This window comes from Idiomarina sp. 017G (assembly GCF_004362265.1).
Taxonomy (GTDB): Bacteria; Pseudomonadota; Gammaproteobacteria; order Enterobacterales; family Alteromonadaceae; genus Idiomarina; species Idiomarina loihiensis.
In genome coordinates, this window is sequence record NZ_SNWT01000009.1 from 90,522 (window position 1) to 115,867 (window position 25,346).

At 48.4% G+C, this 25,346-nt stretch carries 24 protein-coding genes and 1 riboswitch; of the genes, 21 read left to right on the plus strand and 3 right to left on the minus strand.

Going from position 1 to position 25,346, the window contains the following annotated elements:
• Nucleotides 1-16: 16 nt before the first annotated feature.
• Genes trmH through hemB form a run of 11 tightly spaced genes read left to right on the plus strand, consistent with a single transcriptional unit; the run spans nt 17 to nt 10,751 of the window.
• Nucleotides 17-697: a tRNA (guanosine(18)-2'-O)-methyltransferase TrmH gene (gene trmH / locus DEU30_RS11580; RefSeq protein ID WP_011235601.1), complete on the plus strand. Its 681-nt coding sequence runs from the start codon at nt 17-19 to the stop codon at nt 695-697.
• A gap of 9 nt (nt 698-706) precedes the next feature.
• Nucleotides 707-2,788 carry an ATP-dependent DNA helicase RecG gene (gene recG, locus DEU30_RS11585; protein WP_114982266.1) on the plus strand — a complete coding sequence of 694 codons (2,082 nt, stop codon included), beginning with the start codon at nt 707-709 and terminating at the stop codon, nt 2,786-2,788.
• A gap of 41 nt (nt 2,789-2,829) precedes the next feature.
• Entirely contained in the window at nt 2,830-3,585 is a 756-nt protein-coding gene (ubiE, locus tag DEU30_RS11590) for a bifunctional demethylmenaquinone methyltransferase/2-methoxy-6-polyprenyl-1,4-benzoquinol methylase UbiE (RefSeq protein ID WP_114982267.1), read from the plus strand.
• Complete coding sequence (locus DEU30_RS11595) at nt 3,585-4,190, plus strand: SCP2 sterol-binding domain-containing protein (protein ID WP_110013436.1); 606 nt, start codon at nt 3,585-3,587, stop codon at nt 4,188-4,190. The genes ubiE and DEU30_RS11595 overlap by 1 nt, the downstream gene beginning before the upstream one ends.
• Before the next feature lie 2 nt (nt 4,191-4,192).
• Entirely contained in the window at nt 4,193-5,854 is a 1,662-nt protein-coding gene (gene ubiB / locus DEU30_RS11600; RefSeq protein WP_181396968.1) for a ubiquinone biosynthesis regulatory protein kinase UbiB, read from the plus strand.
• A 20-nt stretch (nt 5,855-5,874) separates the two neighbouring features.
• Nucleotides 5,875-6,096 carry a twin-arginine translocase TatA/TatE family subunit gene (tatA, locus tag DEU30_RS11605; protein ID WP_011235596.1) on the plus strand — a complete coding sequence of 74 codons (222 nt, stop codon included), beginning with the start codon at nt 5,875-5,877 and terminating at the stop codon, nt 6,094-6,096.
• A complete protein-coding gene (tatB, locus tag DEU30_RS11610; RefSeq protein ID WP_034822687.1) occupies nt 6,097-6,447 on the plus strand; it encodes a Sec-independent protein translocase protein TatB in 351 nt (116 codons plus the stop codon).
• Nucleotides 6,440-7,174: a twin-arginine translocase subunit TatC gene (gene tatC / locus DEU30_RS11615; RefSeq protein ID WP_082815468.1), complete on the plus strand. Its 735-nt coding sequence runs from the start codon at nt 6,440-6,442 to the stop codon at nt 7,172-7,174. Before tatB ends, tatC begins: the two co-directional genes overlap by 8 nt.
• Nucleotides 7,164-7,955 carry a TatD family hydrolase gene (locus tag DEU30_RS11620; protein ID WP_034822683.1) on the plus strand — a complete coding sequence of 264 codons (792 nt, stop codon included), beginning with the start codon at nt 7,164-7,166 and terminating at the stop codon, nt 7,953-7,955. The genes tatC and DEU30_RS11620 overlap by 11 nt, the downstream gene beginning before the upstream one ends.
• Nucleotides 7,948-9,726, plus strand: a complete 1,779-nt coding sequence (locus tag DEU30_RS11625) for a diguanylate cyclase (RefSeq protein ID WP_011235592.1) — start codon at nt 7,948-7,950, stop codon at nt 9,724-9,726. The genes DEU30_RS11620 and DEU30_RS11625 overlap by 8 nt, the downstream gene beginning before the upstream one ends.
• Nucleotides 9,727-9,743: 17 nt before the next feature.
• Nucleotides 9,744-10,751: a porphobilinogen synthase gene (gene hemB / locus DEU30_RS11630; protein ID WP_011235591.1), complete on the plus strand. Its 1,008-nt coding sequence runs from the start codon at nt 9,744-9,746 to the stop codon at nt 10,749-10,751.
• On the opposite strand, the gene DEU30_RS11635 is transcribed toward hemB, so the two are convergent.
• Both DEU30_RS11635 and rhlB read right to left on the minus strand, forming a co-directional pair.
• Nucleotides 10,748-11,674, minus strand: coding sequence for a Ppx/GppA family phosphatase (locus DEU30_RS11635; protein ID WP_011235590.1), 927 nt, complete (start codon nt 11,672-11,674; stop codon nt 10,748-10,750). The two genes, hemB and DEU30_RS11635, sit on opposite strands and share 4 nt — an antisense overlap.
• Before the next feature lies 1 nt (nt 11,675).
• Entirely contained in the window at nt 11,676-12,953 is a 1,278-nt protein-coding gene (gene rhlB, locus DEU30_RS11640; protein ID WP_011235589.1) for an ATP-dependent RNA helicase RhlB, read from the minus strand.
• A gap of 91 nt (nt 12,954-13,044) precedes the next feature.
• Between rhlB and trxA the strand changes: the two genes are divergently transcribed.
• The 9 genes from trxA to DEU30_RS11685 all read left to right on the plus strand — a co-directional run bounded on the left by trxA (nt 13,045) and on the right by DEU30_RS11685 (nt 22,368).
• Entirely contained in the window at nt 13,045-13,371 is a 327-nt protein-coding gene (trxA, locus tag DEU30_RS11645) for a thioredoxin TrxA (protein ID WP_011235588.1), read from the plus strand.
• A gap of 249 nt (nt 13,372-13,620) precedes the next feature.
• Nucleotides 13,621-14,889 (plus strand): transcription termination factor Rho, encoded by a 1,269-nt coding sequence (rho, locus tag DEU30_RS11650; RefSeq protein ID WP_011235587.1) that lies wholly within the window; start codon nt 13,621-13,623, stop codon nt 14,887-14,889.
• Nucleotides 14,890-14,896: 7 nt separating this feature from the next.
• Nucleotides 14,897-16,369 (plus strand): 4-hydroxy-3-polyprenylbenzoate decarboxylase, encoded by a 1,473-nt coding sequence (gene ubiD / locus DEU30_RS11655; protein ID WP_114982268.1) that lies wholly within the window; start codon nt 14,897-14,899, stop codon nt 16,367-16,369.
• A complete protein-coding gene (gene fre, locus DEU30_RS11660) occupies nt 16,370-17,071 on the plus strand; it encodes an NAD(P)H-flavin reductase (protein ID WP_114982269.1) in 702 nt (233 codons plus the stop codon).
• A gap of 50 nt (nt 17,072-17,121) precedes the next feature.
• Nucleotides 17,122-17,220: riboswitch (TPP riboswitch) on the plus strand.
• A 49-nt stretch (nt 17,221-17,269) separates the two neighbouring features.
• On the plus strand, nt 17,270-19,399 hold the full coding sequence (locus DEU30_RS11665) for a TonB-dependent receptor (RefSeq protein WP_011235584.1): 2,130 nt from the start codon (nt 17,270-17,272) through the stop codon (nt 19,397-19,399).
• A gap of 11 nt (nt 19,400-19,410) precedes the next feature.
• Nucleotides 19,411-19,668 (plus strand): YkoF family thiamine/hydroxymethylpyrimidine-binding protein, encoded by a 258-nt coding sequence (locus DEU30_RS11670; protein WP_034822670.1) that lies wholly within the window; start codon nt 19,411-19,413, stop codon nt 19,666-19,668.
• Nucleotides 19,661-20,287, plus strand: coding sequence for a nicotinamide riboside transporter PnuC (gene pnuC, locus DEU30_RS11675; RefSeq protein ID WP_011235582.1), 627 nt, complete (start codon nt 19,661-19,663; stop codon nt 20,285-20,287). The genes DEU30_RS11670 and pnuC overlap by 8 nt, the downstream gene beginning before the upstream one ends.
• Complete coding sequence (locus DEU30_RS11680) at nt 20,284-21,027, plus strand: phosphotransferase (protein ID WP_114982270.1); 744 nt, start codon at nt 20,284-20,286, stop codon at nt 21,025-21,027. Before pnuC ends, DEU30_RS11680 begins: the two co-directional genes overlap by 4 nt.
• A 15-nt stretch (nt 21,028-21,042) precedes the next feature.
• Nucleotides 21,043-22,368: an MFS transporter gene (locus tag DEU30_RS11685; RefSeq protein ID WP_114982271.1), complete on the plus strand. Its 1,326-nt coding sequence runs from the start codon at nt 21,043-21,045 to the stop codon at nt 22,366-22,368.
• Nucleotides 22,369-22,382: 14 nt separating this feature from the next.
• Here the strand turns inward: DEU30_RS11685 and DEU30_RS11690 are convergent, their stop codons facing one another.
• Nucleotides 22,383-22,580 (minus strand): DUF3185 family protein, encoded by a 198-nt coding sequence (locus tag DEU30_RS11690; protein ID WP_034822665.1) that lies wholly within the window; start codon nt 22,578-22,580, stop codon nt 22,383-22,385.
• 179 nt (nt 22,581-22,759) lie between these two features.
• On the opposite strand from DEU30_RS11690, the gene DEU30_RS11695 reads away from it, so the two are divergent.
• Entirely contained in the window at nt 22,760-25,216 is a 2,457-nt protein-coding gene (locus DEU30_RS11695) for a TonB-dependent receptor (protein ID WP_114982272.1), read from the plus strand.
• Nucleotides 25,217-25,346 lie beyond the last annotated feature (130 nt).

Genomic DNA, 25,346 nt, shown 5'->3' on the forward strand with positions numbered 1-25,346 from the left:
TTTTCATAAAAAAGCAATGAGTCCTGAACGATATCAACGAATTAACCAAATGTTGGACAAACGTCAGCCAGACCTTACCGTTGTCATGGAGAACGTGCATAAAAACCATAACTTGTCTGCGGTGGTTCGCTCAGCAGATGCGATAGGTGTACATGAAATGCACGCCATATGGCTGACCAAAAAGGCGCGTTTGTCGGGTGGTACAGCTTTGGGCAGTCAAAACTGGGTGAAAATCCATAATCATAAAACGGTTGGTGAAGCGCTTGAGGCAACTCAAGGTCGGGGTATGCAGGTTGTAGTGACTCACTTGTCGGAACACTCGGTGGATTTTCGTGAAGTGGATTACACCAAACCAACTGCAATTCTGTTGGGGCAGGAAAAGTATGGTGTTACCGATGAAGCTTTGGATATTGCTGATTATCACGTAATGATTCCTATGGTAGGCATGGTACAGTCACTGAATGTCTCTGTTGCTGGCGCGGTGATGCTGTATGAAGCGCAGCGACAACGAGAGCAGGCTGGCTTATACGATAAAACACATATCAGCGCCGAAGAGCGGCACAGGGTGTTATTTGAAGGTGGTCATCCAATTTATGCAAAGGCGTGTAAACGTAAGAATATGCCTTACCCGGAGCTGGATGAAAATGGACAAATTGTCGCTGATGAAGCCTGGTGGCTGGCGATGCGCGCAAGATAAGGAGCAAAGGTGGCGGTAAAAGGACTGCAGCACATTCCACTGACGGTACTTAAAGGTGTGGGCGAAAAGGTTGCGGTTAAGCTGCGCAAGCTGGGCTTAGCCTCTGTCAGTGATGCACTGTTGCACCTGCCGCTGCGATACGAAGATCGTACCCAAGTGACCGACGTTGCAAATTTGCGTGCCGGTGTGGCAACCAATGTTTTGGTCACGGTGCGGCATGCCGATATTAAGTACGGCCGTAAGCGCATGCTGATTTGTCAGGCCAGTGACGAAACCGGCAGTATCAGTCTGCGGTTTTTTCAATTTAGCGCGGCTCAGTTAAAGCAATTCGCACAAGGCACACAGTTATTAGCCTTTGGCGAAGTGCGTCGGGGCATGACCGGCTGGGAGATGATTCACCCCGAGTACCGAATGGTCAAAGCTGGCGAGCCGTTGAATATGCAGGAAACTCTGACGCCGGTCTACCCCATGACAGAAGGCGTGACTCAGGGAATTTTGCGCAAGATCATCGAGCAGGCACTGACGTACCTTCAGCCCGGCTCTTTACCTGAACTGCTGCCTGAAAATTTAAGACCCCATCAACTTTCTTTAGAGCAGGCTATTTTGACTCTGCACCGGCCGCCGGTGGATGTTCCCCTGGCACTGCTGGAGCAAGGCGAGCATCCCGCGCAGCAGCGCCTGGCATCGGAAGAACTTATTGCTCACCAGTTAAGTTTGCTGCAGTTACGCCAGGCTCGACAGGCTCAGGCGGGCTTTACCATAAAAGGCAATGGTGCGTTACAAGAGGCATTTTTAAAGCAGTTGCCGTTTTCACCCACTGGCGCGCAGACAAGAGTGGTGAAAGAAATTACCAGCGATATGGCGCAAGGTCAGCCAATGATGCGACTGGTGCAGGGTGATGTCGGCTCAGGCAAAACTCTGGTTGCTGCGCTCAGCGCTCTGGCAGCCATTGAAGCTGGATATCAGGTGGCTTTAATGGCGCCGACCGAGCTTTTGTCTGAACAGCACGCCATTACTTTTAGCCAGTGGCTGATGCCCCTGGGTATTAATGTCGCTTGGTTGAGCGGCAAATCCAAAGGTAAGTCCCGTCGGGAATTGCTGGCACAGTTAAAGCAGGGAGATATTCATTTACTGGTTGGTACCCACGCGTTGTTTCAGGCGGATGTTGAGTATCGGCGCCTGGCATTGGTGATTATTGACGAACAGCACCGTTTTGGTGTGCACCAGCGGTTACAATTACGCGAAAAAGGCGTTCAGGCCGGCGTGCATCCTCACCAGTTAATTATGACTGCAACACCCATCCCGCGAACTTTGGCTATGACAGCGTATGCGGATTTAGCCACATCAGTTATTGATGAATTGCCGCCCGGACGCACACCGGTAACCACGGTTGCCATTCCGGATACCCGTCGGGAACAAATTGTGGAGCGTGTGCGGGAGGTCTGTGCCACTGAAGGCCGTCAGGCGTATTGGGTTTGTACCCTTATTGAAGAGTCCGATGTACTTGAATGTCAGGCGGCAGAAGACACCGCCAATGACTTGCAGGAGCAATTGCCGGGCTTGAGTATTGGCCTGGTGCATGGCCGGCTTAAACATGAGCAGAAAGAACAGGTGATGCAGGCGTTTAAAGCGGGTGATATTGACTTATTGGTCGCAACGACGGTCATAGAGGTTGGGGTGGATGTTCCCAACGCGTCGCTCATGATTATTGAAAACCCGGAACGGCTGGGCTTAGCTCAGTTACACCAGTTGCGCGGCCGCGTTGGCCGGGGCTCTGTAGCCAGTCATTGCGTGCTGCTGTATCACAGTCCGTTATCGCAAACTGCACAGCAGAGGCTGGGCGTTTTACGCGAAAGTAACGACGGTTTTGTGATTGCACAGCGCGATCTGGAAATTCGTGGGCCGGGTGAATTGCTAGGCCACCGGCAGACAGGGTTAGCTGAATTAAAAGTGGCTGACTTAGAGCGCGATGAAGCGTTAATACCAGAAGCCCAAAATATTGCTCAGCACGTATTAGAGCATTATCCGCAAAGCGCAGAAGCGCTAATTGAGCGTTGGTTACCGCGTCGTGACCACTATGCTCAGGTGTGATCATCAAGTACACTAGTACAAAATCAGTTCGGGATAGTTGAATGAACGAGAAAAACGAAGAATCCATTGATTTTGGGTATCAAAAAGTCGCCCGTAATCAGAAAAAAAACCTGGTCGCTGATGTCTTTCAATCGGTAGCGGCAAAATACGATGTTATGAACGACTTAATGTCGTTTGGTATTCATCGTTTATGGAAGCGTTATACCATTGACTGCAGTGGTGTTCGCCGTGGTATGAAAGTATTGGATATTGCCGGCGGAACTGGCGACTTAACGGCTCAGTTCTCACGCCGTGTTGGTGCCGAGGGCGAAGTTGTGCTGGCCGATATTAACGATGCTATGCTGAAAGTGGGTCGTGACAAGCTGCGTGACAGAGGCATTATTGGCAATGTTCGTTACGTGCAGGCTGACGCGGAAGAACTTCCGTTTGATGACAATACCTTTGATGTTATTACCATTGCTTTTGGTTTGCGCAATGTCACCGACAAAGACAAAGCTCTTCGCTCTATGTTGCGGGTACTGAAACCTGGCGGTCGGGTACTAATTCTTGAATTTTCTAAGCCGGTATCGGCTACATTGAATCAGGTGTACGACTTTTATTCGTTCAACATTTTGCCAAAAATGGGGCAGGTTGTTGCTAACGACTCTGACAGCTATCAGTATTTGGCGGAATCTATCCGTATGCACCCGGACCAGGAAACACTGAAGTCAATGATGGAAGCTGCTGGTTACGAAAAAGTCGACTACCAGAACATGACTGGTGGCGTGGTTGCACTGCACCGAGGGTATAAGTTCTGATGACGTTATTACCGCTTATTCCAATCTTGTTGGTCGAGAAGTTAGCAAACAATGTGCTGCACCGTGACCCGGAATCGGCGGAACGTTTGCAGCGGCTGGACGGTAAGCGCCTGCGTTTTCATCTGAAGGAACTGCCCTTTGAAGTCACTGTGAGTGTTGATGCCCATGGTGTTCAGCTTAGTACCTCGGATGACAGCGAAGTAGACTGCCGTATTGCAACAGAAATGGGTGTATTGCCGGAGTTGCAGGATACCGCTAACCTCACGCGGCTGATAAAAGCGGACTTACTGGATATTGATGGTGACCCCATGCTGGCGCAACAAGTGGTTAGCTTGTTTAAGTCGCTGAATGTTGACTGGGAAGCTGAGCTCGCGAAAACCGTTGGTGACGCGCCTGCCTACTGGCTGGGAAAGCTGTGGCGACGTAGCCGTGAGCAGGTAAAAACACATTGGCAACAGCAGCAGCGCTGGGTGCATGGTGTGTTGACCGAAGAGAAGAAATTATTACCGGTAAGAGCTGAATTTGACCAGTTTAAAACCGATTTACAACAGCTGCGGGCTCAAATCGAGCGCCTTGAACGCCAGTGTCGTGAGAAGAAGGGTTAATGATGCGGACGCGCCGCTTTTACAAAATCACCAAAACACTACTGAGTTACGGGTTAGATGATCTTATCCCTGCGGGTTGGTTGCCCTGGACTATCCGTTTAGGCCGCCATGCTTTTTTCTGGTTGCCTAATAAGCATAAAGACAAGCCTGCCGGTGTGCGTTTAAGACTGGCACTGGAAGAGCTGGGCCCGGTGTGGGTCAAGTTCGGGCAAATGCTCTCAACCCGCCGCGACTTATTACCGCCCGATATTGCAATTGAACTGGCACGCCTGCAGGACAAAGTTCCTCCTTTCGATGGTCATGCCGCACAGCGTATTATCGAAAAGTCCTTAGGCTTGCAGAGCATCCATGACTGTTTTGCAGATTTTGACACAACGCCTTTAGCGTCAGCGTCAATTGCTCAGGTGCACACCGGGAAACTGAAGACCAGAGACGGTGAGCTAACGGATATTGTCATAAAAGTTATTCGCCCGGATATTCGCGAGACCATTAATGCGGATTTAGAATTGATGGAAACCCTGGCTTCGGTAGCTGCACACCATTTGCCCGACGGGCGGCGTTTAAAACCTAAAGAAGTGGTTAAAGAGTATCGCAAAACCCTGCTGGATGAGCTGGACTTAATGCGCGAAGCCGGTAACGCGATACAGCTGAAGCGCAACTTTGAAAACTCCGACATGTTATACATTCCGGTGGTTTACAGCGACTACAGCCGCCACAACGTGATGGTAATGGAACGCATTGATGGCATTCCGGTGAGTGATATTGCCACCCTGAAAGCCCGCGGCGTAGATATGAAAAAACTGGCTGAGCGGGGTGTTGAAGTCTTTTTCACTCAGGTATTCCGCGACAGTTTTTTCCATGCCGATATGCACCCTGGCAACATTTTTGTGGCGAAAGATGACCCATTGAATCCGCGCTACATTGGTATTGATTTTGGTATTGTCGGAACTCTGAACCGCGACGACAAACGTTATTTAGCTGAAAACTTTTTGGCATTTTTTAACCGCGATTACCGCAAAGTTGCGGAGCTGCATGTTGATTCAGGCTGGGTACCCAAACACACCAATATTGAAGAGTTTGAGTCTGCCATAAGAACGGTTTGTGAACCTATTTTTGAGAAGCCGTTGGCGGAAATTTCATTCGGGCATGTGCTGATTAACTTATTTAATACGGCGCGACGCTTTGAGATGGAAGTTCAGCCGCAGCTGGTATTACTGCAGAAAACCCTGTTGTACATTGAAGGTTTGGGGCGTCAGTTGTACCCGGAGCTGGATTTATGGAAAACGGCAAAACCCTTCCTTGAACGCTGGATGAAGGAACAGCTGGGCTGGCGGGCGATTGTGCGGTCGGTAAAAGAGAACGCGCCGTACTGGGCGGAAAAACTGCCGGAAATGCCAATGATGTTGTATGAAAACCTTCGTCAACAACATAATATTGATGAGCGCGAGCGAGAGTTACGTAAGCAGCAGTTATTAACACAAAGACAAGCATCGACGTCGCTGTTCTGGACTGTGTTAACCGGCAGCGGCTTAATTTGTACGACTCTGCTCTGGAACCAGACTGAGCTTTCAGAAGTGACGATTGGAGCGGGTATTGTCACTGTACTGCTGGGCCTTATGGCCTGGCGCACTCGCCCGAAAACAAAGAATAGTGAATTTGTTTAACTTAAACGGTAGGAAATAACATGGGTGTATCACCTTGGCAGTTACTCATCTTGTTGGTCATTGTTGTATTGCTGTTTGGCACCAAGCGTCTGCGTAGCCTGGGTTCAGACTTAGGTAATGCGGTAAAAGGCTTTAAAAAGTCTATGGGCGACGAAGATGACAGCAAAGATAAAGACGACTCTTTGCAGCACAAAGAAGAACATGACGATAAGTCCAATTCGGATAAATCCGGGAAATCTTAAATGTTCGATATTGGTTTCTGGGAGTTATTGCTGATTGTGATAGTCGGCTTGCTGGTGCTTGGTCCCGAGCGCCTGCCTTCGGCTATTCGTGGCTTTCAGAGAACCTTGTCGAGTATTAAGCAGTACTCTCAAAAAGTACAGAATGAGCTTGACCATGAACTGCGTATTAAAGAGCTGCACGAACATTTGAAACAAGCTGAGAGTCAGGACCTTGAAAATTTAAGTCCGGAACTGCAACGCTCGCTAGTCGAATTAAGAAGTGCGGCAGAAGAGGTTCAGCGACCCTATTCTAAGCCAGATTCCGAACCCAAAGAAAAACCCGGAACCGATGTGGGTAAAGGTAATGAGTGACTCCCCTTTATTAAATCATTTGCTGGAGCTCAGAAGCCGACTATTACGCTCGGTATTGGTTATTCTGGTTGTGTTCGCTGCGCTCGCTTACTTTGCCAATGATATTTATCATTTTGTCGCCCAGCCCCTGCTGATGAACATGCCGGTTGGTTCGCAAATGATCGCCACAGACGTTGCGGCGCCGTTCTTTACCCCTTTTAAATTAACTTTGGTCGTGGCTCTGGCTCTTACCGTCCCTTATTTACTGTGGCAAATATGGGGCTTTATAGCGCCGGGCTTGTATGGTCGAGAGAAGCGCTTAGTAATTCCGCTTTTGGCTACCAGCACTTTGCTGTTTTATGCCGGTATTGCCTTTGCCTATTTTGTGGTTCTGCCTCTTGCCATGGCATTTTTCAGCAGTGCAGCGCCGGAGGGGGTCACGGTTGCCACCGACATCTCCCGTTATCTGGACTTTATTCTGGCTATTTTTGTTGCTTTTGGTATTGCCTTTGAAACGCCGGTTGCCATTATGCTGTTGATCTGGACCGGTACCTGTACCCGTGAGTCACTGGCTAAAAAACGGCCTTACATTATTGTTGGTGCGTTTGCTATTGGTATGTTGCTAACCCCACCCGATGTTATTTCCCAAACGTTATTGGCAATACCTATGTGGTTGTTGTTTGAGTTAGGCTTACAAGTTAGCCGTTGGTATACACCCACCCAGCAGGAAGACGACGATGTGGTTTGATGCCGGAGTGAATTTAACCAACAAAAGGTTGTTGAGCGATCTGGACGGGGTTATGGCTCGTGCAGAGCAGGACAATGTGAAAAAGCAGCTGATTATATCGACCTCTATTGAAGAGGCTGAGCAAGCCGTTAAATTGTGTCAGCAGTTTCCTGAGAAGTTGCTGATGACCGTGGGTATTCACCCACACGACGCCGGCGAGGCGCCAGCAAATTACAAAGAGCAGTTACGGGAATTGGCCGGGTTGCCTTATGTTGTGGCTATTGGCGAATGTGGTCTGGATTTCAACCGGAACTTTTCTCCCCGCGATGTTCAGGAAGAAGTATTCGTTGCTCAAATTGAGCTGGCTAACGAGCTAAGCCTTCCGCTGTATTTGCACGAACGCGATGCAATCGACCTTCAAATAGAGCTGTTAAACCAGTATTGTAATGACTCAACACCCTGCTTAACTCATTGCTTTACCGGTGGCGTTGAAGCTCTGAACCGTTATGCCGAGCGAGGCCATTGGTTTGGCATTACCGGTTGGGTATGTGATGAGCGACGTAACCAGGAACTGGTGTCAGCTTTGCCGTATTTGCCTCTGAACAGGTTGGTACTTGAAACGGATGCACCGTTTTTATTACCGCGGGGGCTGAAGCCGCGTCCTAAAATGAATGAGCCTGCGCTTTTACCAGTAGTTGGAGAAGCTCTGGCTCATTATCTTGACGTGTCGGTAAAGCATTTAGCCGAGCTGACCTATGCTAATACGGAACGGTTTTTCGGGCTGGGAGAGAACAGTGACTAAAACTTCCGGAGTAAGTGCACTGCTGTGGCTATTTTTAGCTCTAGTGGCTCTGCTTTTTTCTGCATCCGCTGCGGCAGCGCAAATACTTCCTGAGAGCCAGTCAGAACTGTCAATTGAATACACTAACAGTCAGCAAAAGCTGGACTTAGAAACCGCAAAAAGCTTACCTCCAACTGACTGGCGTAAGCTGGATACAGACCGGGCCTCCTTTGGTTACACCACGGATGAATATTGGTTTCGCTTTAAACTCGAGGCTAAGCCTTACGACCGTATTCTGCATATTGCCTACCCTTTGCTCGATGAGCTGACCATTTATATCATGAGTCCGGAAGGGGTAAGAACTTATCGAATGGGTGACACTTTGCCTTTCGACGAGCGTCCAATACCAACGTCAGAATTTGCGGTTCCTTTACCCAACGACATCGGCGGTGAAATCTATATCAAGACCAATACGCAAAGTTCAATGCGTTTGCCTATTGCCGTGCGTACCGAAGTTGGTTTTTTTGAGACACAAATGAATCGTCGTATTGCCGAAGGAATTTACTTTGGCGTACTGCTTTGTATGGCGGTTTATAACCTTTTCGGTTTTATTGCATCGCGCGAGCCCGAATTTGGTGTGTATTCGCTTTACACGTTATTTTTTGCCGGATTGATGCTGTCATTAGAGGGGCTTGGCTTTCATTATTTATGGCCTGACTCTCTGTATTTGCAGGATAAGGGAATTCCTATATTTGGTAGTCTAACCTTTCTGACCGCTGCCTTGTTTGCTTATCAGCTCCTTGAACTAAAACGTTATCGATACACTTGGGGCAGAGGGTTAATGGTGATGGCATTCCTTGCTGGTTTGAGTCTGCTAATTGCTATTTTTGCCAACTATCGAGTTAGCATTCATGTGTTGTTGAGTTTAGCTGTACCTGGTTGTTTATTCCTGCTGGTTGTGGGCGTATATATGTGGCGTAAGGGTTTTGTTTACGCCCGCATTTTCACCTTAGCCTGGTGTAGCTTGCTCGTTTCTGTAGTTGTGAATTCTCTCGGGTATCTGGGCATCATCGACAGCATGTTCATTCAGCGTCATGCCATTATGATAGGTTCAGGTATTGAAATTCTGCTGTTGTCCTGGGTTCTGGCCGTACGCTACAGCGAGCAACGTAAAGAGCGGCTGCAGGCCGAGCAACGTCATAACCGCGAGCTGGAAGAAAGTGTTGATGAACGTACGTTCGAGCTACAAGTTGCTCTGCGCGAGCTCCAGGACGTTAACACAGAGCTGGAACAGAAGAATACGGAAGATCCGTTGACCGGTTTGTATAACCGCCGTTATTTCCAACAGCATCTGGAACGTGAACTGCGGCGCACATTACGCCGCGAGTTACCGCTTGCATTACTGATGGTCGACGTCGACCATTTTAAACCAGTTAACGATACCTATGGTCATCTTGCCGGAGACCAGATTCTGCAGCAGTTGGCAAAATTGATGCAGCAGCACGCTAAACGAGCCGCTGATATTGTCTGCCGTTATGGTGGTGAAGAGTTTGCCATTATTTTGCCGGAAACCGACCTTCAGGAGGCTGAAGCTTTTGCCAGTCAGTTACTGGAAAAGGTTCGTAATACCGAATTTAAAACCGATGCTGGTTTGCTTAAGATCACGCTGAGTATTGGTGTGATCTCCACTAGCGTACGTATTTTTGATAATGTAGATGAGCTTTTTAAAGCCGCCGACGACGCGCTATATGCGGCTAAACATGAAGGCCGTGACAGATTAGCGGTGCAGTAATCAATCAGGAGTCAAGAATGACAAATCAGGGTGCTTTCCCGGGCAGACGCCTAAGACGTTTACGCCGCCATGACTTTAGCCGCCGGCTGGTGGCAGAAAACCAATTAAGCGTGGACGATTTAATTTACCCTATGTTTGTTCTCGAAGGTGAGAATCAGCGTGAGCAGGTCAGTTCAATGCCCGGCGTTGACCGTGTGAGCATTGACCTGTTGTTGCAAGAGTGCGCTCGGTTGGTTGAGTTAGGTATTCCTATGGTCGCTTTATTCCCGGTGACTCCTGCTTCGGCTAAGTCGGAGATGGCTGAGGCGGCTTATGACGATAACGGTCTGGCTCAGCGTGCAGTCAAAGCCATAAAAGCTGACTTTCCGGAGCTAGGAGTAATGACCGATGTTGCTTTGGATCCTTTTACCATCCATGGTCAGGACGGCATTCTTGATAACAGCGGGTATGTAGTCAATGACATTACCACTGAGGTTCTGGTAAAGCAGGCGGTGTCTCACGCGCGTGCCGGAGTAGATGTTGTGGCTCCGTCGGACATGATGGACGGGCGTATTGGCGCTATTCGTTCAGCACTGGAAGCCGAAGGCTTTATCAACACTCAAATTATGGCGTATTCGGCTAAATATGCCAGCGCGTTTTACGGCCCATTCCGCGACGCGGTCGGCTCTGCCGGCAATCTGAAGGGAGCTGACAAAAAGACCTATCAGATGGACCCGGCTAATTCAGACGAAGCTCTGCAGGAAATTGCACTGGATATTCAGGAGGGCGCTGACATGGTGATGGTGAAGCCGGGCATGCCTTATTTAGACATTGTGCGCCGTGCAAAAGATACCTTTGGCGTGCCGACTTTTGCGTACCAGGTCAGTGGTGAATACGCCATGCTCCAGGCGGCCATTAAAAATGGCTGGCTGGGTCAGGACGTTATTGAAGAAAGTTTGCTGGGTTTCAAGCGGGCAGGTGCTGACGGCATTCTTACCTACTTTGCAAAATCGGTAGCTGAACGTCTGGCAACGAAGAAAGGCTAAGCTGTTATTTCATTGGCAAGTTGCGCGAGTAGCCCCTCGCGTAACGCGCCTGTAGTCACCTCAAAATCGTCCACACTAAGTGCTTTCAGTGCCGCCAAAAGTATAGTGATTCCGCCCATTAGAACAGTGCGGCGGTCATCACGTAATCCGGCAAAATTCAGACACTCAACTTGCCCCTGCCGGATACAACGCTGAATCAGTTCACTTAACCAGATTTGAGTAAGCCCCGGTTGTTTCTCTGCCGCCGCTATTTCAGTAAGTGCACGAAAAGTACCTGAGGCGCCAAGAACTCGTAGCCATCCATGCTGCTGATAATCAGCGATGTAGGGCCTAATAAGTTTGGTAGCGGCCTGAATGGCCAGCTCTACATTATCCGGGTTAATTTCTCCACCTTTAAAGAAACGGTTTTGAAACACCACACAGCCCATATCCAGACTATGAAGCACATTGGCCTGAGTTCCATTACCGGCTACAACCTCAGTACTGGCACCACCAATATCAATAACCAGAACTTTATCCCGGCATTGTGACGCACTACAAACCCCGGCATAAATAAATTCAGCTTCACTCTCTCCGGTAATAACTTCAATGGGGAAGCCTAATGTCGACTCAAAGCGTGCAAGAAGTTCTTTCTGATTACTGGCTTTGCGCAGCGCCGCAGTTGCTACCGCTTTTACTGCAAAAGGCTGGAAGCGCTTAAGCTCTTCGGCAAACAGAGTAAGGCAATCTATGCCACGGGAAATGGCAGCGTCGTCTATGCTGTCATTGTCGTTCAAGCCGTCGGCTAAACGAACTTTCTGCTTATGCTGGGAAAGAATCCGGGGTTTAGGAAAGAACCCCGTCATTGAAACTTCTGCCATCAACAGGTGAAAACTGTTGGATCCCATGTCGATGGCAGCAAGTTTGCGCTTTTTGGCTGGCATATTATGACGCGTTGCGCGGAGGTCCCGAGCGACGGCCGCGAGGTTTGCCCTTGCCTCCGCCTGAGTTATGACGACGACGGCGCTGAATTGGACGCGGACGTCGTAAATCAGAAAGCAAAGCATCGCCATCGTATTTGGTGACCGGAATGGTGTGACCAATATAGTCTTCAATAGCCGGTAAGTTGTATACGTACTCTTCGCACGCCAGGCTTATTGCAGCGCCACTGGCGCCTGCGCGACCTGTGCGGCCTATACGGTGAACATAGTCTTCGCAGTCATCCGGTAAGTCGAAATTATATACATGGGTTACTTCAGGAATGTGCAGACCACGTGCTGCGACATCGGTAGCAACTAAAAAGTCGAGCTTTCCTTCGGCAAAGTCTTCCAAAATGCGTAAACGCTTTTTCTGCGGAACATCACCGGTTAACAGACCCGCACGGTGCTCGTTCGCGACCAGCCAGCCATGCACTTTCTCGCAACCGTGCTTGGTGTTGGCGAAAACAATGGCTTTATCCGGCCAGTCTTCTTCTATTAATGTCAGTAGCAACGGAAACTTTTCGGGTTTAGAAGGATAAAACAGTTCTTCAGTTACCCGTGTGGCCGTTTTTTGTAACGGTTCTACTTCGAGCTTGGTCGGTGCATTCATGTGTTCGTACGCCAGTTCCTGCACACGATAAGACAAGGTTGCAGAGAACAGCAGATTCAGACGTTTGGATGGATCCGGCATTTTCTGTAACAGGTAACGAATGTCATCAATAAAGCCCAGATCGAACATGCGGTCGGCTTCGTCCAGCACCACAACTTCAATATCTTTAAGGCTAAATAGATCCTGCTTATAAAAGTCTATAAGACGACCCGTGGTGCCGACCAGTATGTCTGGTTGTGCAGCCAGTTGTTCTTTTTGACCTTCGTAGCCTTCGCCGCCGTAAATTACGCCCATTTTCAAACCGCAATGCTCAATGAGGGCATCCGCGTCGTGAGCTATCTGAATAGCGAGCTCCCGAGTCGGTGCCATAATCAGCGCGCGTGGGCCCGATTCGGTTTTTTCGGACGATTCGTTCTGCATTAAGCGGTTGAAAGTAGCCAGCAGAAATGCCAAGGTTTTGCCTGTACCTGTCTGAGCCTGACCAGCAACATCGCGGTTAGACAGAGCAACGGGCAGACTTAACGCCTGAATTGGAGTACAATACTCAAATCCGGCACTGGATATTGCTTGCTGGATTTTGGGGTGAAGCGCCAAATCAGCAAAGCGAGTTTCTGTAAGATGTTTTTTAGTCATAAGTTATAAGCATATCAGTTTGCGCTTGTATTCAAAAACAGAAATAATACTATTCTAATATTTCCACGCGAAGAAAGTAGCGGAGAGTACCATGAGTGACGTAATAGTTCAGCTAAGTGATGACAGTTTTGATGCTGATGTCATAAATTCCGATAAACCCGTATTAGTCGACTTTTGGGCTGAGTGGTGTGGACCATGTAAAATGGTAGCGCCTATTCTTGATGACATTGCCAGCGAGTACGCTGATAAATTAGTTATTGGTAAGCTGAACGTCGACCATAATGAACAAACTCCACCTAAGTACAATATTCGTGGCATTCCAACGTTATTGTTGTTTAAAGGCGGCGAAGTTGTCGGAACGAAAGTGGGCGCATTATCACGTGCTCAATTGACTGAGTTTTTAGACCAGCATATTTAATGATTGTCAAAAAACGGCGTGTTATGCGCCGTTTTTGTTGAGAAAACTGGACGAATCGCTTTTTTGGTGATAACTTCTGCTCATTAACTGTTCATACGGGTTCACCAACTCCACCGGTTAACCTGTTTTTAAATGAAACGTCTGTTTCTGGTTTCGCACTTCGCGAATTCCGAATGTTCCAATTGTTTTACTTTCTAGAGTCAAATTAAAAAAGGCTTTGTGTTCAATCGATAACTCGAAAACCCTCCTATGAATCTAACAGAACTTAAAGATAAACCCGTAAACGAGCTGGTTCAGCTCGCGGACTCAATGGGCCTTGAGAATATGGCCCGCCTACGTAAGCAAGACATCATTTTTGCTATCTTAAAAGCTCACGCTAAAAGCGGTGAAGACATTCACGGCGGTGGTGTGCTGGAAATTTTGCAGGATGGCTTTGGCTTCTTGCGTTCAGCCGACTCGTCTTACCTGGCTGGCCCGGACGACATTTACGTCTCGCCAAGCCAAATTCGTCGCTTTAACCTGCGTACGGGTGACACAATTGGCGGGAAAATTCGCCCACCGAAAGACAGCGAACGTTATTTTGCCCTGCTGAAAATTCGCGAAGTTAACTTCGACAAGCCTGAAAACTCCCGCAATAAAATCTTATTTGAAAACTTAACGCCGCTACACGCGGAAGAGCGTTTTCACTTAGAACGCGGCAATGGCAGTAAAGAAGATATCACTGCGCGGGTACTGGACTTATCAGCGCCAATAGGTAAAGGCCAGCGTGGTCTTATTGTTGCGCCACCAAAAGCGGGTAAAACCTTACTATTGCAGAATATTGCAACTTCTATTGCGGCGAATCACCCTGATGCTGAACTGATTGTTCTGTTGATTGATGAGCGTCCGGAAGAAGTCACCGAAATGCACCGTCTTGTACATGGCGAAGTGGTTGCTTCAACCTTTGATGAACCTGCCAGCCGTCACGTTCAGGTGGCCGAAATGGTTATTGAAAAAGCCAAGCGCCTGGTTGAGCACAAAAAAGACGTAGTGATTTTGCTGGACTCAATTACTCGCCTTGCCCGTGCTTATAACACCGTTATTCCAAGCTCCGGTAAAGTGTTAACCGGTGGTGTGGATGCTAACGCATTGCACAAACCTAAGCGTTTCTTTGGAGCTGCGCGTAATGTAGAAGAAGGCGGTAGTTTAACCATTATTGCAACCGCGCTTATTGATACCGGCTCGAAAATGGATGAAGTCATCTACGAAGAGTTTAAAGGTACCGGTAACATGGAGCTGCATCTGAACCGTAAGTTGGCTGAACGCCGTGTGTTCCCTGCCATCGACTTCAACCGTTCAGGTACGCGTCGCGAAGAGTTGCTGACTACGCCGGACGAGCTGCAAAAAATGTGGATCCTGCGCAAAATCATGCATCCAATGGGCGAAGTTGAGGCCATGGAATTCCTGATTGACCGTCTGCAGATGACCAAAACCAATGACGAATTCTTCGAATCGATGAAACGTCAACGCAACAGTTAAGTGGCGTATGAAATATCAAGATCTGCGTGACTTTATCGCGCTCCTCGAGGAGCGCGGTGAACTTAAGCGCATCCAACAAGAGATCGATCCCTACCTCGAAATTACCGAAATATCAGACCGTACGTTAAAAGCACAAGGCCCGGCCTTATTGTTTGAAAACGTGAAAGGCCATGATATGCCTGTATTGGCTAATTTGTTTGGCACACCCGACCGCGTGGCTTTAGGCATGGGTCAGGAGTCAGTAACCGCTTTACGGGATGTGGGCAAATTGCTGGCCTTTTTAAAAGAGCCTGAGCCTCCTAAAGGCTTTCGCGACGCGTTGAATTTACTGCCTAAGTACAAAAAAGTGCTGAGTATGTCGCCAAAAAGCATTAAAAAGGCACCGTGCCAGCAAGTGGTTATGAGCGGCGACGACGTTGACTTAACCAAGCTGCCTATTCAGCACTGCTGGCCGGGCGACGTTGCGCCTTTGGTGACCTGGGGTCTTACGGTAACTCGTGGTCCGCATAAAGAACGCCAGAACTTAGGCATTTACCGCCAGCAACTCTTAGGTCCTAATAAACTGATCATGCGTTGGTTATCACACCGCGGTGGTGCGTTGGACTTTCAAGAGTGGTGCCAGCAGCATCCGGGCGAGAAGTTCCCGGTGTCAGTTGCTTTGGGGGCTGATCCTGCCACTATTTTGGGTGCAGTAACCCCAGTACCGGACAGTTTATCGGAATACGCTTTTGCCGGTTTGTTGCGTGACAGCAAAACCGAAGTAACGCAGTGCCTCAGTAATGACTTACAAGTACCGGCGCACGCTGAAATTATTCTGGAAGGTTACATAGAGCCGGGCGAAATGGCACCGGAAGGGCCTTATGGCGACCATACTGGTTACTATAACGAAGTGGATGAGTTTCCGGTGTTTACTGTGACTCATGTTACCCACCGCAAAGACCCTATTTACCACAGCACTTATACCGGACGTCCACCGGACGAACCGGCTGTGCTGGGTGTTGCTTTAAATGAAGTTTTTATTCCGTTGCTGCAGAAACAATTTCCTGAAATTGTCGATTTTTATTTGCCACCGGAAGGCTGTTCGTACCGTTTGGCCGTAGTCACTATGAAGAAGCAGTACCCCGGTCACGCGAAGCGTGTGATGATGGGTGTCTGGTCTTTCTTGCGTCAGTTTATGTACACCAAGTTCGTGATTGTGTGTGACGACGACGTGAATGCGCGTGACTGGAAAGATGTTATCTGGGCTATAACAACCCGGATGGATCCGGCACGTGATACGACCCTGGTCGAAAATACACCGATTGATTATCTCGATTTTGCTTCACCAGTTTCCGGACTGGGCTCTAAGATGGGAATGGACGCCACCAATAAATGGCCGGGTGAAACCGATCGTGAGTGGGGCGAGCCTATTGTCATGAGCGACGAGGTAAAACAGCGTATTGACGAGCTGTGGGACGAACTGAATATTATGGAGTCGTGAATGAGTCAACAAATGACCTGTAAAGCTGAAATTTCGCGCCAGTTGGCGGATGCTGTGTGGGAAGTGCGTATACAACTGCCGCAGCCGGTTGAGTTTAAAGCAGGCCAGTACCTTATGGTGGTGATGGGCGAACGCGATAAGCGACCGTTCAGTATTGCGTCGTGCCCGTCCAATAAAAGTGAGTGGTTACTTCATGTTGGCGCTACGCCGGACAACAGCTATGCAATGGAAGTGTTAGATAAAGTGCGTGCCGACGGGGAACTAGAAATTGATGCGCCGGACGGTATTGCGTTTTACCGTCAGGAAAACGCTAAACCGGCAGTGTTAATTGCCGGTGGCACCGGTTTTTCTTACACCTATTCTATCTTGCAGCAACACTTACGTGTGTCGCCAGAGAGGCCATTAACGCTTTATTGGGGCGCAAAAAGTTTAAGCGACCTGTATTTGCATGACGAACTGGAACGCTTAGCAAGCCAGTACGAGCACTTTGATTACCACCCGGTAGTCGAAGATGCGGATGACTACTGGGCTTATTCTATTGGTTTAGTGCACCATGCGGTTATGGCCCGTGAGCAAAGTCTGCCTGAGTGTGAAATTTACATGGCTGGCCGTTTCGAAATGATACGCGTTATTCGCGACGACTTTGTCGCTAAAGACGTACCGTTAGAAAACCTTTACGGCGACGCTCTGTCCTTTATTTAATTGCACTGAAAGTAAATTTGTTTAACTAACAAGCTGCGTTATACTGACGCCGCTTTACCAAGGGGTGCCGGCAACGGCTGAGATGCATTAGCGAACCCTTAAAACCTGATCCGGTTAATACTGGCGTAGGGATGGTAGAAAACCCGTCTAATACAGCCTTACCGGATCGTTTCTGACTTTGTTTTGAGGAAATGATCCATGAAAATAATCAATTCATACTTAGCAGCCAGCATTGCCGCGGCGTTATCCAGTGTTCCCGCTTTTGCCTTTGCAGCAGAGGACACACAAGATACAAAAGACATTGAAATTATTGAAGTGAGTGGTGACTTTCACCGCCGCACCTTAAATGAAACCACCAGCAGCGTTTCTATTATTGATAAAGATGCGATGCAACAGCGTCACTCACAGCATTTACAAGACACTCTGAACAGTTTGGCCAACGTGAATTTCTCTGGTGGCACTTCCACGGCTCGGTTTATTCAAATTCGTGGTATTGGCGAGCGCTCTCAGTTTGTTGATCCTGTAACGCCCTCGGTCGGTTTGATAATTGATGGTATTGATTACAGCGGATTAGGCAGTGCCGCATCGCTTTTCGATATTGATCACGTGGAAGTGTTTCGCGGTCCGCAAAGCGGACGTTTTGGCGTGAACGCTATGGCCGGTTTATTGTTGCTGGACAGCACCGCACCGAGCAGCGACTTTAACGGCCAGTTTCAGCTATCAGCAGGCAACTATTCCGAAGCCATGGGCGGCCTTGCTATGGGCGGAAACCTAGGGCTGTTAGGTAACGCCCGCTTCTCGGTCAGCCAGTTTCAGCAAGACGGTTACATTGAAAATACCTATCTTGAGCGTGATGACACGGAACAGCGCGACGAACTCACTGCGCGCTTCAAGCTGGATACAGAGCTCAGTAAAGACTGGTTGCTGCAAACGGTTCTGCACTATAACGATGTCGACAATGGCTACGATGCGTTTAGTCTCGACAACACCCGCGAAACTTTGTCCGATGAACCGGGTTTTGACCGCTTAGAAAGTCAGGCATTGCGCTTGCAGCTCAGTTACCTGGGTTTTGACAACAGCCGTCTGGAAATGTCTGTTAACTACCTGGATGCAGACACCGGCTACGCTTACGACGAAGACTGGACCTATGAAGGTATCGCTCCGGGCTGGGAATACTCAGCTTTTGACGCGTACTTCCGCGACCGTGACGACAAAACCGCCGAAGTTCGCTGGGTATCCGACGAGCCCGAAAGCCTGTTTGGTATTGATAGCGAATGGGTTTTAGGTTTGTACTATTACGACAAATCGGTTCAGCTGACACGTGACTATTTTAACTGGGACTTAGGCCAGCCAAGCATTTTCAACAGCGACTATGATAGCAATCACGTTGCTATTTATGGTGAGCTAACTCAGCATTGGAGTGACCGGGTTAGTACTATAACTGGCTTGCGGGTAGAACGTTACGACAATGACTACCTCGACAGTCGCGGTATTACCGCTGAACCTGAAGACACCATGGTGGGTGGTAATTTCAGTGTCCGCTATCAGGCGTCTGACGACAGTTACCTGTACGCGACTCTGGCGCGCGGATACAAAGCCGGTGGCGTTAATGGTGAAGCTTTAGGAAAAGCTGAAGATCAGGGTCTGGAAGAATTAGAAAACTACTTGTTAGACCGCTCAACCTTTGCTCCGGAAACGCTCTGGAGTACCGAGTTTGGCGTAAAAGGCAGCAGTGCCGATGGGCGTTTAACCTCAAGAGTCAGCGCATTTTACCATTGGCGTGACGATGTGCAGCTCAAGGGCTGGGTAAACCGAGACCAGTCATTTGTGGGTTACATTGAGAACGCCGCTGAAGGCACAGGTTACGGTCTGGAAGCGGAAATTCGCAACCAGTTTACGGATTGGTTGGCGGTTTTCGCTTCGGCCAGCTGGTTAAAAACCGAAATTGAAGGTTTTGTTACCGAAGACGGCACCGATATGACCGGGCGGGAGCAAGCGCAAGCGCCTAATTACCAGTTGAATATTGGCTTTGAGGGTTGGTTAGGCGAGAACTTCCAGTGGGTGATTCAGGCCGACGCGAAAGACGAGTTCTACTTCTCTGACTCGCATAACCAAAAAGCGGACAGCATGGCAGTGTTGCACCTTGCGCTAAACTATCATTATCAGGATTGGCACTTTAGCTTATGGGGTCGTAATTTAACGGATGAAGACTACGAAACTCGCGGTTTTTACTTTGGTAATGACCCTCGTAAGGAGTATGTGCCGGAAACTTACGTCCAATACGGTGAACCGCGTCGCTTTGGTATCACTGTCAGAAAATCGTTTTAAGGGAGCTTAATATGCAAGTTTCAGTAGAAATGTCGCTGTATCCACTGGCTGAAAATTACCTGGATACCATTAAAGATTTTATTGAGCGTTTAAATCAGCATTCAGAACTAACGGTTCTGACCAACACCATGAGTACGCAAGTATTTGGTGAAATGCAGGACGTTATGCGCATTATGGGTGAAGAAATGGAGCTGCTTTTCCAGAATGTGCCGTCGAATGTTCTGGTTTGTAAGTTTATTAACAAAGACTTAAGGCCGGATAATGCCTGAGTCTTTGCTCGAATCCTGGCTTGAGCAGTTGATGGTCAGTTCCCCCTGGGAGCTGACGGCTTTAGTCATGGCTTTGGGGTATTTAGTTCTGGCGGCGCATCAGCGCCAGTGGTGCTGGGCTGCGGCGGCGGTCAGCTGTACTATATACGCTGTCTTGTTCTGGCAAGGTAAGTTGTATATGGAGTCTTTGCTGCAAACAATCTACATTGCGTTGGCAGGCTATGGTTGGTGGCAATGGCAGCGTCAGCAAAGCGCAGCAAAGGAGAGTCCTGATGGCGCGAAATACCCGTTTCGTTGGCACCTGCTGCAATGGGCGTGGTTGGTTCCTCTGGCTGCAGGCATTGCTTATTTACTCTCGGTTTATACCGACGCAGACGCAGTATGGCTCGATACTTACACCACAATATTCAGTTTGCTGGCCACCTGGCTGGTTACCAAAAAAGCGTATGAAACCTGGTGGTACTGGCTGGTTATCGACAGTGTTTACGTTTATTTGTACGCCAGCAAAGGCTTTGTCGCCACCGCCTTGTTGTTCGTGGTTTATCTGATACTGGTGATTTATGCCATGTGGCGCTGGCGCCATGACATTTCGCTGAAATCTGCGAGTGAAGCCGGGTGATTGGCCAGCCCTGCGAAATACATCTGCTTGCTTCCGGGCAGTCGAATCAGACGTTGCGACTGCGAACAGATACAGAAGATTATGTGTTAAAACGCTGGCGCTATGAACAGGTATTCGCGGTTGATCGTGAGCTGGAAGTATCTATACAAAAAGAGCTGGCGCAACAGGCTCTTGCCCCCGAAGTTTTAGCTTACGATGCTAAGCAAGGCTGGTTTTTACAGCCTTACTACCAGGCTCCGTCTTTACAGCAAGTTACGCTGTCGCCTTTGATTAAAGCCACTGTACTGGCTGAAACGCTGTCGAAAATTCACAATACACGAGTTGATATTCCGGCCTGGTCTATGTCTGAGCGGGTCGAGCATTATTTGCAGCAGTTGCGTTCGGTCAATTCGGCGGTTGCTGCTCAAATGAGCCAGAAATTGGTACCCATGCAACCCTTGTTAGAGGACTGGCTCAGTTATCCGGTGTTATGCCACAACGATTTATCTATGAATCATATTTTAATGGCCGATCCTATCCGGGTTATTGACTGGGAATACGCGGGTATTGGTCACCCTTTGTTTGATATTGCCAGCGCAATTATAGTGAATGAACTCAGTGACCAAGCCTCGGTTCGCTTAATAACAGAGTACGAAAAAATAGCCCATTATCAAATTGATCGGCAGCGTTTAGCGCAATGGTGTGAGTTTGTGGAATGGTTGAATAAAGTATGGCAGCATCTATTTCGACACCTTTCTTAAAATGAACACTTTGCCATGACTGATAAAAAACTGACTGAACGCGTTTACGGCTACTTAGCTGAAGACGAAGATGCTCGCGTTTGTAAAGATATTCCTGAGTCTGCCTGTAACGAGCAACCGCGTTCATTCGTTTTGATGTTGTTGTCGTTAACTCTGACAAAACTGGGTGACAGCTTAGTCAGCGCGCGCCTTGTATTGCCGTGGATGTTGAGCTCGCTGGGCGCTCCGGCGGTGTTTATTAGCGCTTTAGTGCCTTTAAGGGAATCTCTGGCTTTATTACCTCAGCTCTTTGTTGCTCAAAAGCTCCGTGAGCAGCCGGTACGCAAATGGTTCTGGGTTGCGGGCAGTGTCGGTCAGGCAGTCTCGTTGCTGGCTATGTTGTTTGCGGTAGCAACTTTAGATGAATCTGCACTGGGCTGGCCTGTGGTTGTTTTATTGGCAATATTTAGCTTGTCGCGAGGCATTTGTTCTGTGGCGAATAAGGATGTGACCGGTAAAACGGTATCTAAAACGCGCCGTGGACGAATGTCCGGTGTCGCAGCGTCCGCCGCCGGATTACTCACACTGTTAACCGCACTCGTTATTATATTTGCACCTGATATGGAAGGTCAGCGCTCATTATTTATTGGACTACTAGGTGCCGGTGTTGTGCTCTGGTTTGTTGCGGCTCTACTTTATGCGGGCATTCCTGAGGTTGCCGGTGCAACCGAGGGCGGTGGTAACGCGCTGACCGAAGCACTGAAATCAATGTCTTTGCTGTGGCAGGATCGTCAGTTTGGACACTTTGTCATTTCGCGGGCGTTACTAGTCGCCGCCGCTTTTGCTATTCCTTATATCGTGGTTCTAATTCAGCGCGAAGGCGAGTCCGAACTGACTAGTCTGGGCAGTTTAATGCTAGCGAGTGGGCTTGCCGGTTTGTTGGCGGGGCGCTTTTGGGGTCGTTGGTCCGATTCTGCCAGTCACCATGTGATGGCAGCAGCTTCCGTTATGTCGACTTTGGTAATATCGGCTGCGCTGGCACTTTATTACTGGATACCTGAGGCGCTGGGCGCGCAGTGGATTGCGGCATTACTTTTATTCAGTTCGGCGGTTGCGCATCATGGAGCACGAGTTGGCAGAAAAACCTATCTGGTTGATATGGCAACGCAAGATAACCGGGCGCAACTGACGGCGGTATCTAATACCGTGATGGGGGTAGTGCTTTTAGCTGGTTTATTACTGGGGTGGGTTGATTCTGCTTATGGCGTTGCTGCCGTTTTATGGGTACTGGGAGCTATTGGCTTACTTGCTACCCTTACAGCCTTAAGACTGCCAGACGTATCAGGCGACACGTCTGGCTAACTACGTTTACTAGGTTACTTTCCGCGAATGACCGCGTAGAGACCAATAATAACTGCGGCAACACCACCAATTAAATACCAAATGGTGTTGTCAGTTGGTTCATTTGTAGCCACTTCTGATACGCTAGAGGCAATTGATTGTGAGGCCTCATATGAGAAATACAATAAAATAGCGCCAACAACTAATAGAACAATACCTACGATACGAGTCATAAAGTCTTCCTTTTGTTGTGTTTACAACTATCAATATAAAGCACTCTGTCAGATCCGCAAGTTTCCTTACAAATATTGATTTATATCATCTGGTATATTCCCAAGCCAATGAAATGGCTGTAGTTGTTAAAAAGCTGGTCGCGTTTAAAACAAAAAAACAACAAAAGTAAGGCAGAACTATGAGCAGAGCATCTTTTAAACTTGGGTATTTGGCCATTTCAATGTCAGCAGCGTTAGCAATCCCGGGTACCGGTTTTGCGCAACAAGCGGATGCTAATGCAGAGTCTGACGAATCTATGGAGCGCATTGTCACCTTGGGTTCGCGGGTTAATGGCAGAACAGCGACAGAGTCGGCTTCGCCAATTGATATTATTTCTGCAGAGCAACTCGTAAATACAGGAGCGACTGAACTCGGTAAAGCCCTGCAAATGAGTGCGCCTTCTTTTAACTTTTCCAGCACAACCATTTCTGACGGTTCTGACATTATTCGTCCGGCAACACTGCGCGGACTCAATCCGGATCAGGTTCTGGTTCTGGTTAACGGTAAACGCAGGCATCAACAAGCTCTGGTGAACGTTCAGGAAACCATTGGTAAAGGCTCGGCAGGCTACGACATTAACGCCATTCCAATTACCGCTGTTGCGCGTGTCGAAATTCTACGAGACGGTGCGGCGGCTCAATACGGCTCTGATGCCATTGCCGGGGTCATTAATATCACGCTGAAAAGCTCCGAAGGCGGCAGTGTCTCCGCTGAAATAGGTCAAACTTACGAGGGTGATGGCGAAGTTAATACTATTGGCGTTAATTTTGGTGTTGAGTCAGACAACGGCTTTTTCAACGGCACGTTGGAGTACCGTGACCGGGGAATGACGAACCGGGCGTCTTCAGCTGAAGCATCGCTCATAGGAGACTGGTCATCGCCCAGCGGCGACCCTGTGGTTCGTCTGCATATTGGTGATGCCGATTCGGAGAACTTATACGCCTGGTTTAACTCCGGTTATAACTTTAGTGAAACGACAGAGCTTTATGCTTTTGGTGGTATCTCCAGCCGTGACGGTGGTTCTTCAGGTTTCTTCCGCGGACGCGGACACCCGAGAACCATAGAAGCAATTTACCCCGATGGTTTTCTGCCGAAACTAGAGACCGAAGCGGATGATCAATCGTTGGCTGTTGGAATTCGCGGAGACCTGCCTAACGCCTGGCTATGGGATGCCAGTGTGGTTTACGGGAAAAATGAATTTGGCTTTAATTCGTCAAACTCAGCAAATGTAAGTTGGTACTACGAACCAAGTCCGGACGGCGGTATTTACGGCGAAACACCAACAGAGGCTTTCGATGGCGAACTGGTCTTTGAGCAGACGACATTCAATTTAGATTTTAATGGTACGGTTGATATCGCAAATGAGCTGCTTTATCTGGCTGTGGGATTAGAAATGCGGCGTGACGGCTATCAAATTAACCCAGGTGACCCGGTATCTTGGGCTTATGGTCGAGAAGACGATAGAAGTTTAGAAATATTGACTCCTGAAGGCGATTTAGCTGAACCCGGAATACAAGGTTTTCCTGGTTTTGGTCCCAGACAGGTTGTCGATGCTGACCGCGATAGTTATGGCGCCTACATTGACGCAGAATATTATGTCACCCCTGATTTTTTGTTAGCGGGCGCACTTCGTTATGAAGACTATGATATTGCTGGCGATAATATTTCAGGAAAACTGTCTGCACGTTATGACATTGATAACGACCTTTCCGTACGCGGTACGATGTCAACTGGATTTAGGGCTCCTGGTGTTCAACAAATCTACTATAGTCAAATTTTAACTAACGTTGTTGGGGGAACGCTGGTTGAAACAGCGACCATTGCTAACAATGATGAAATAGCCAAGCAGTTTGGTATTGAAGAACTTAAGGAAGAAACCTCTGAGAGTGTCAGTTTGGGCCTTATCAAACGCTTCAATAATGGTTTCGATATTACCATTGATGTTTATCAGATTAATATTGATGATCGCATTGTGCTTTCAGAGCCGCTCCAGGCGGATGTTGGATCTCAGTTTGCTGATATTCTGGAAGAAAATCAGTTAGGAGCCGTTCAGTTCTTCACTAACTCGGTTGATACCAAAACCACAGGCCTGGATGTGATCGCGTCTTACCCGACTGAGTTTATGGACGGCATTTTGAATTTAACTGCCGCAATGAGCTTTATGAATACCGATGTAGAGCAGGTGAATTCGGTCTCTTCATTAATTCCGGGGGAACAGATCTTCAACGACACTCAAGTCCTGCGTCTTGAAGAGGGACAACCCAGTGAGAAAGCAACGTTAAGTGGTGACTGGACTCGTGATGCCTGGAATGTGAATTTAGCCTTTAATTATTTTGGGCCTGTTGAAGGGCAAGCCTTTACCGGTGTGCGTCATGAGTGGGGCGGTAAGTGGTTAACTGATCTTTCTATTGGTTACGACTTTACTGATAGTTTAAATGTTCGTATTGGTGCGAATAACCTGTTTGACACTTACCCCGACGAATGGGGCAGTGCTGGTTCACCATTTTCTGATGCGGGCTTTAAATATGGCTGGGAAACTTTCCCGTTCGGTATTAACGGTGGTTACTACTACGCTCGGTTGAATTACACTTTCTAGTCATTATCGACATAAAAAAACGCCCCGAATACCGGGTAATGCTTGTCAGTTAAGCTAACTGGCTGTCGGTTTAGAAGGCGGTCGCATCGGATAACGTTGCGGCCGCCTTTTTATTGAACGAGGGTAATAT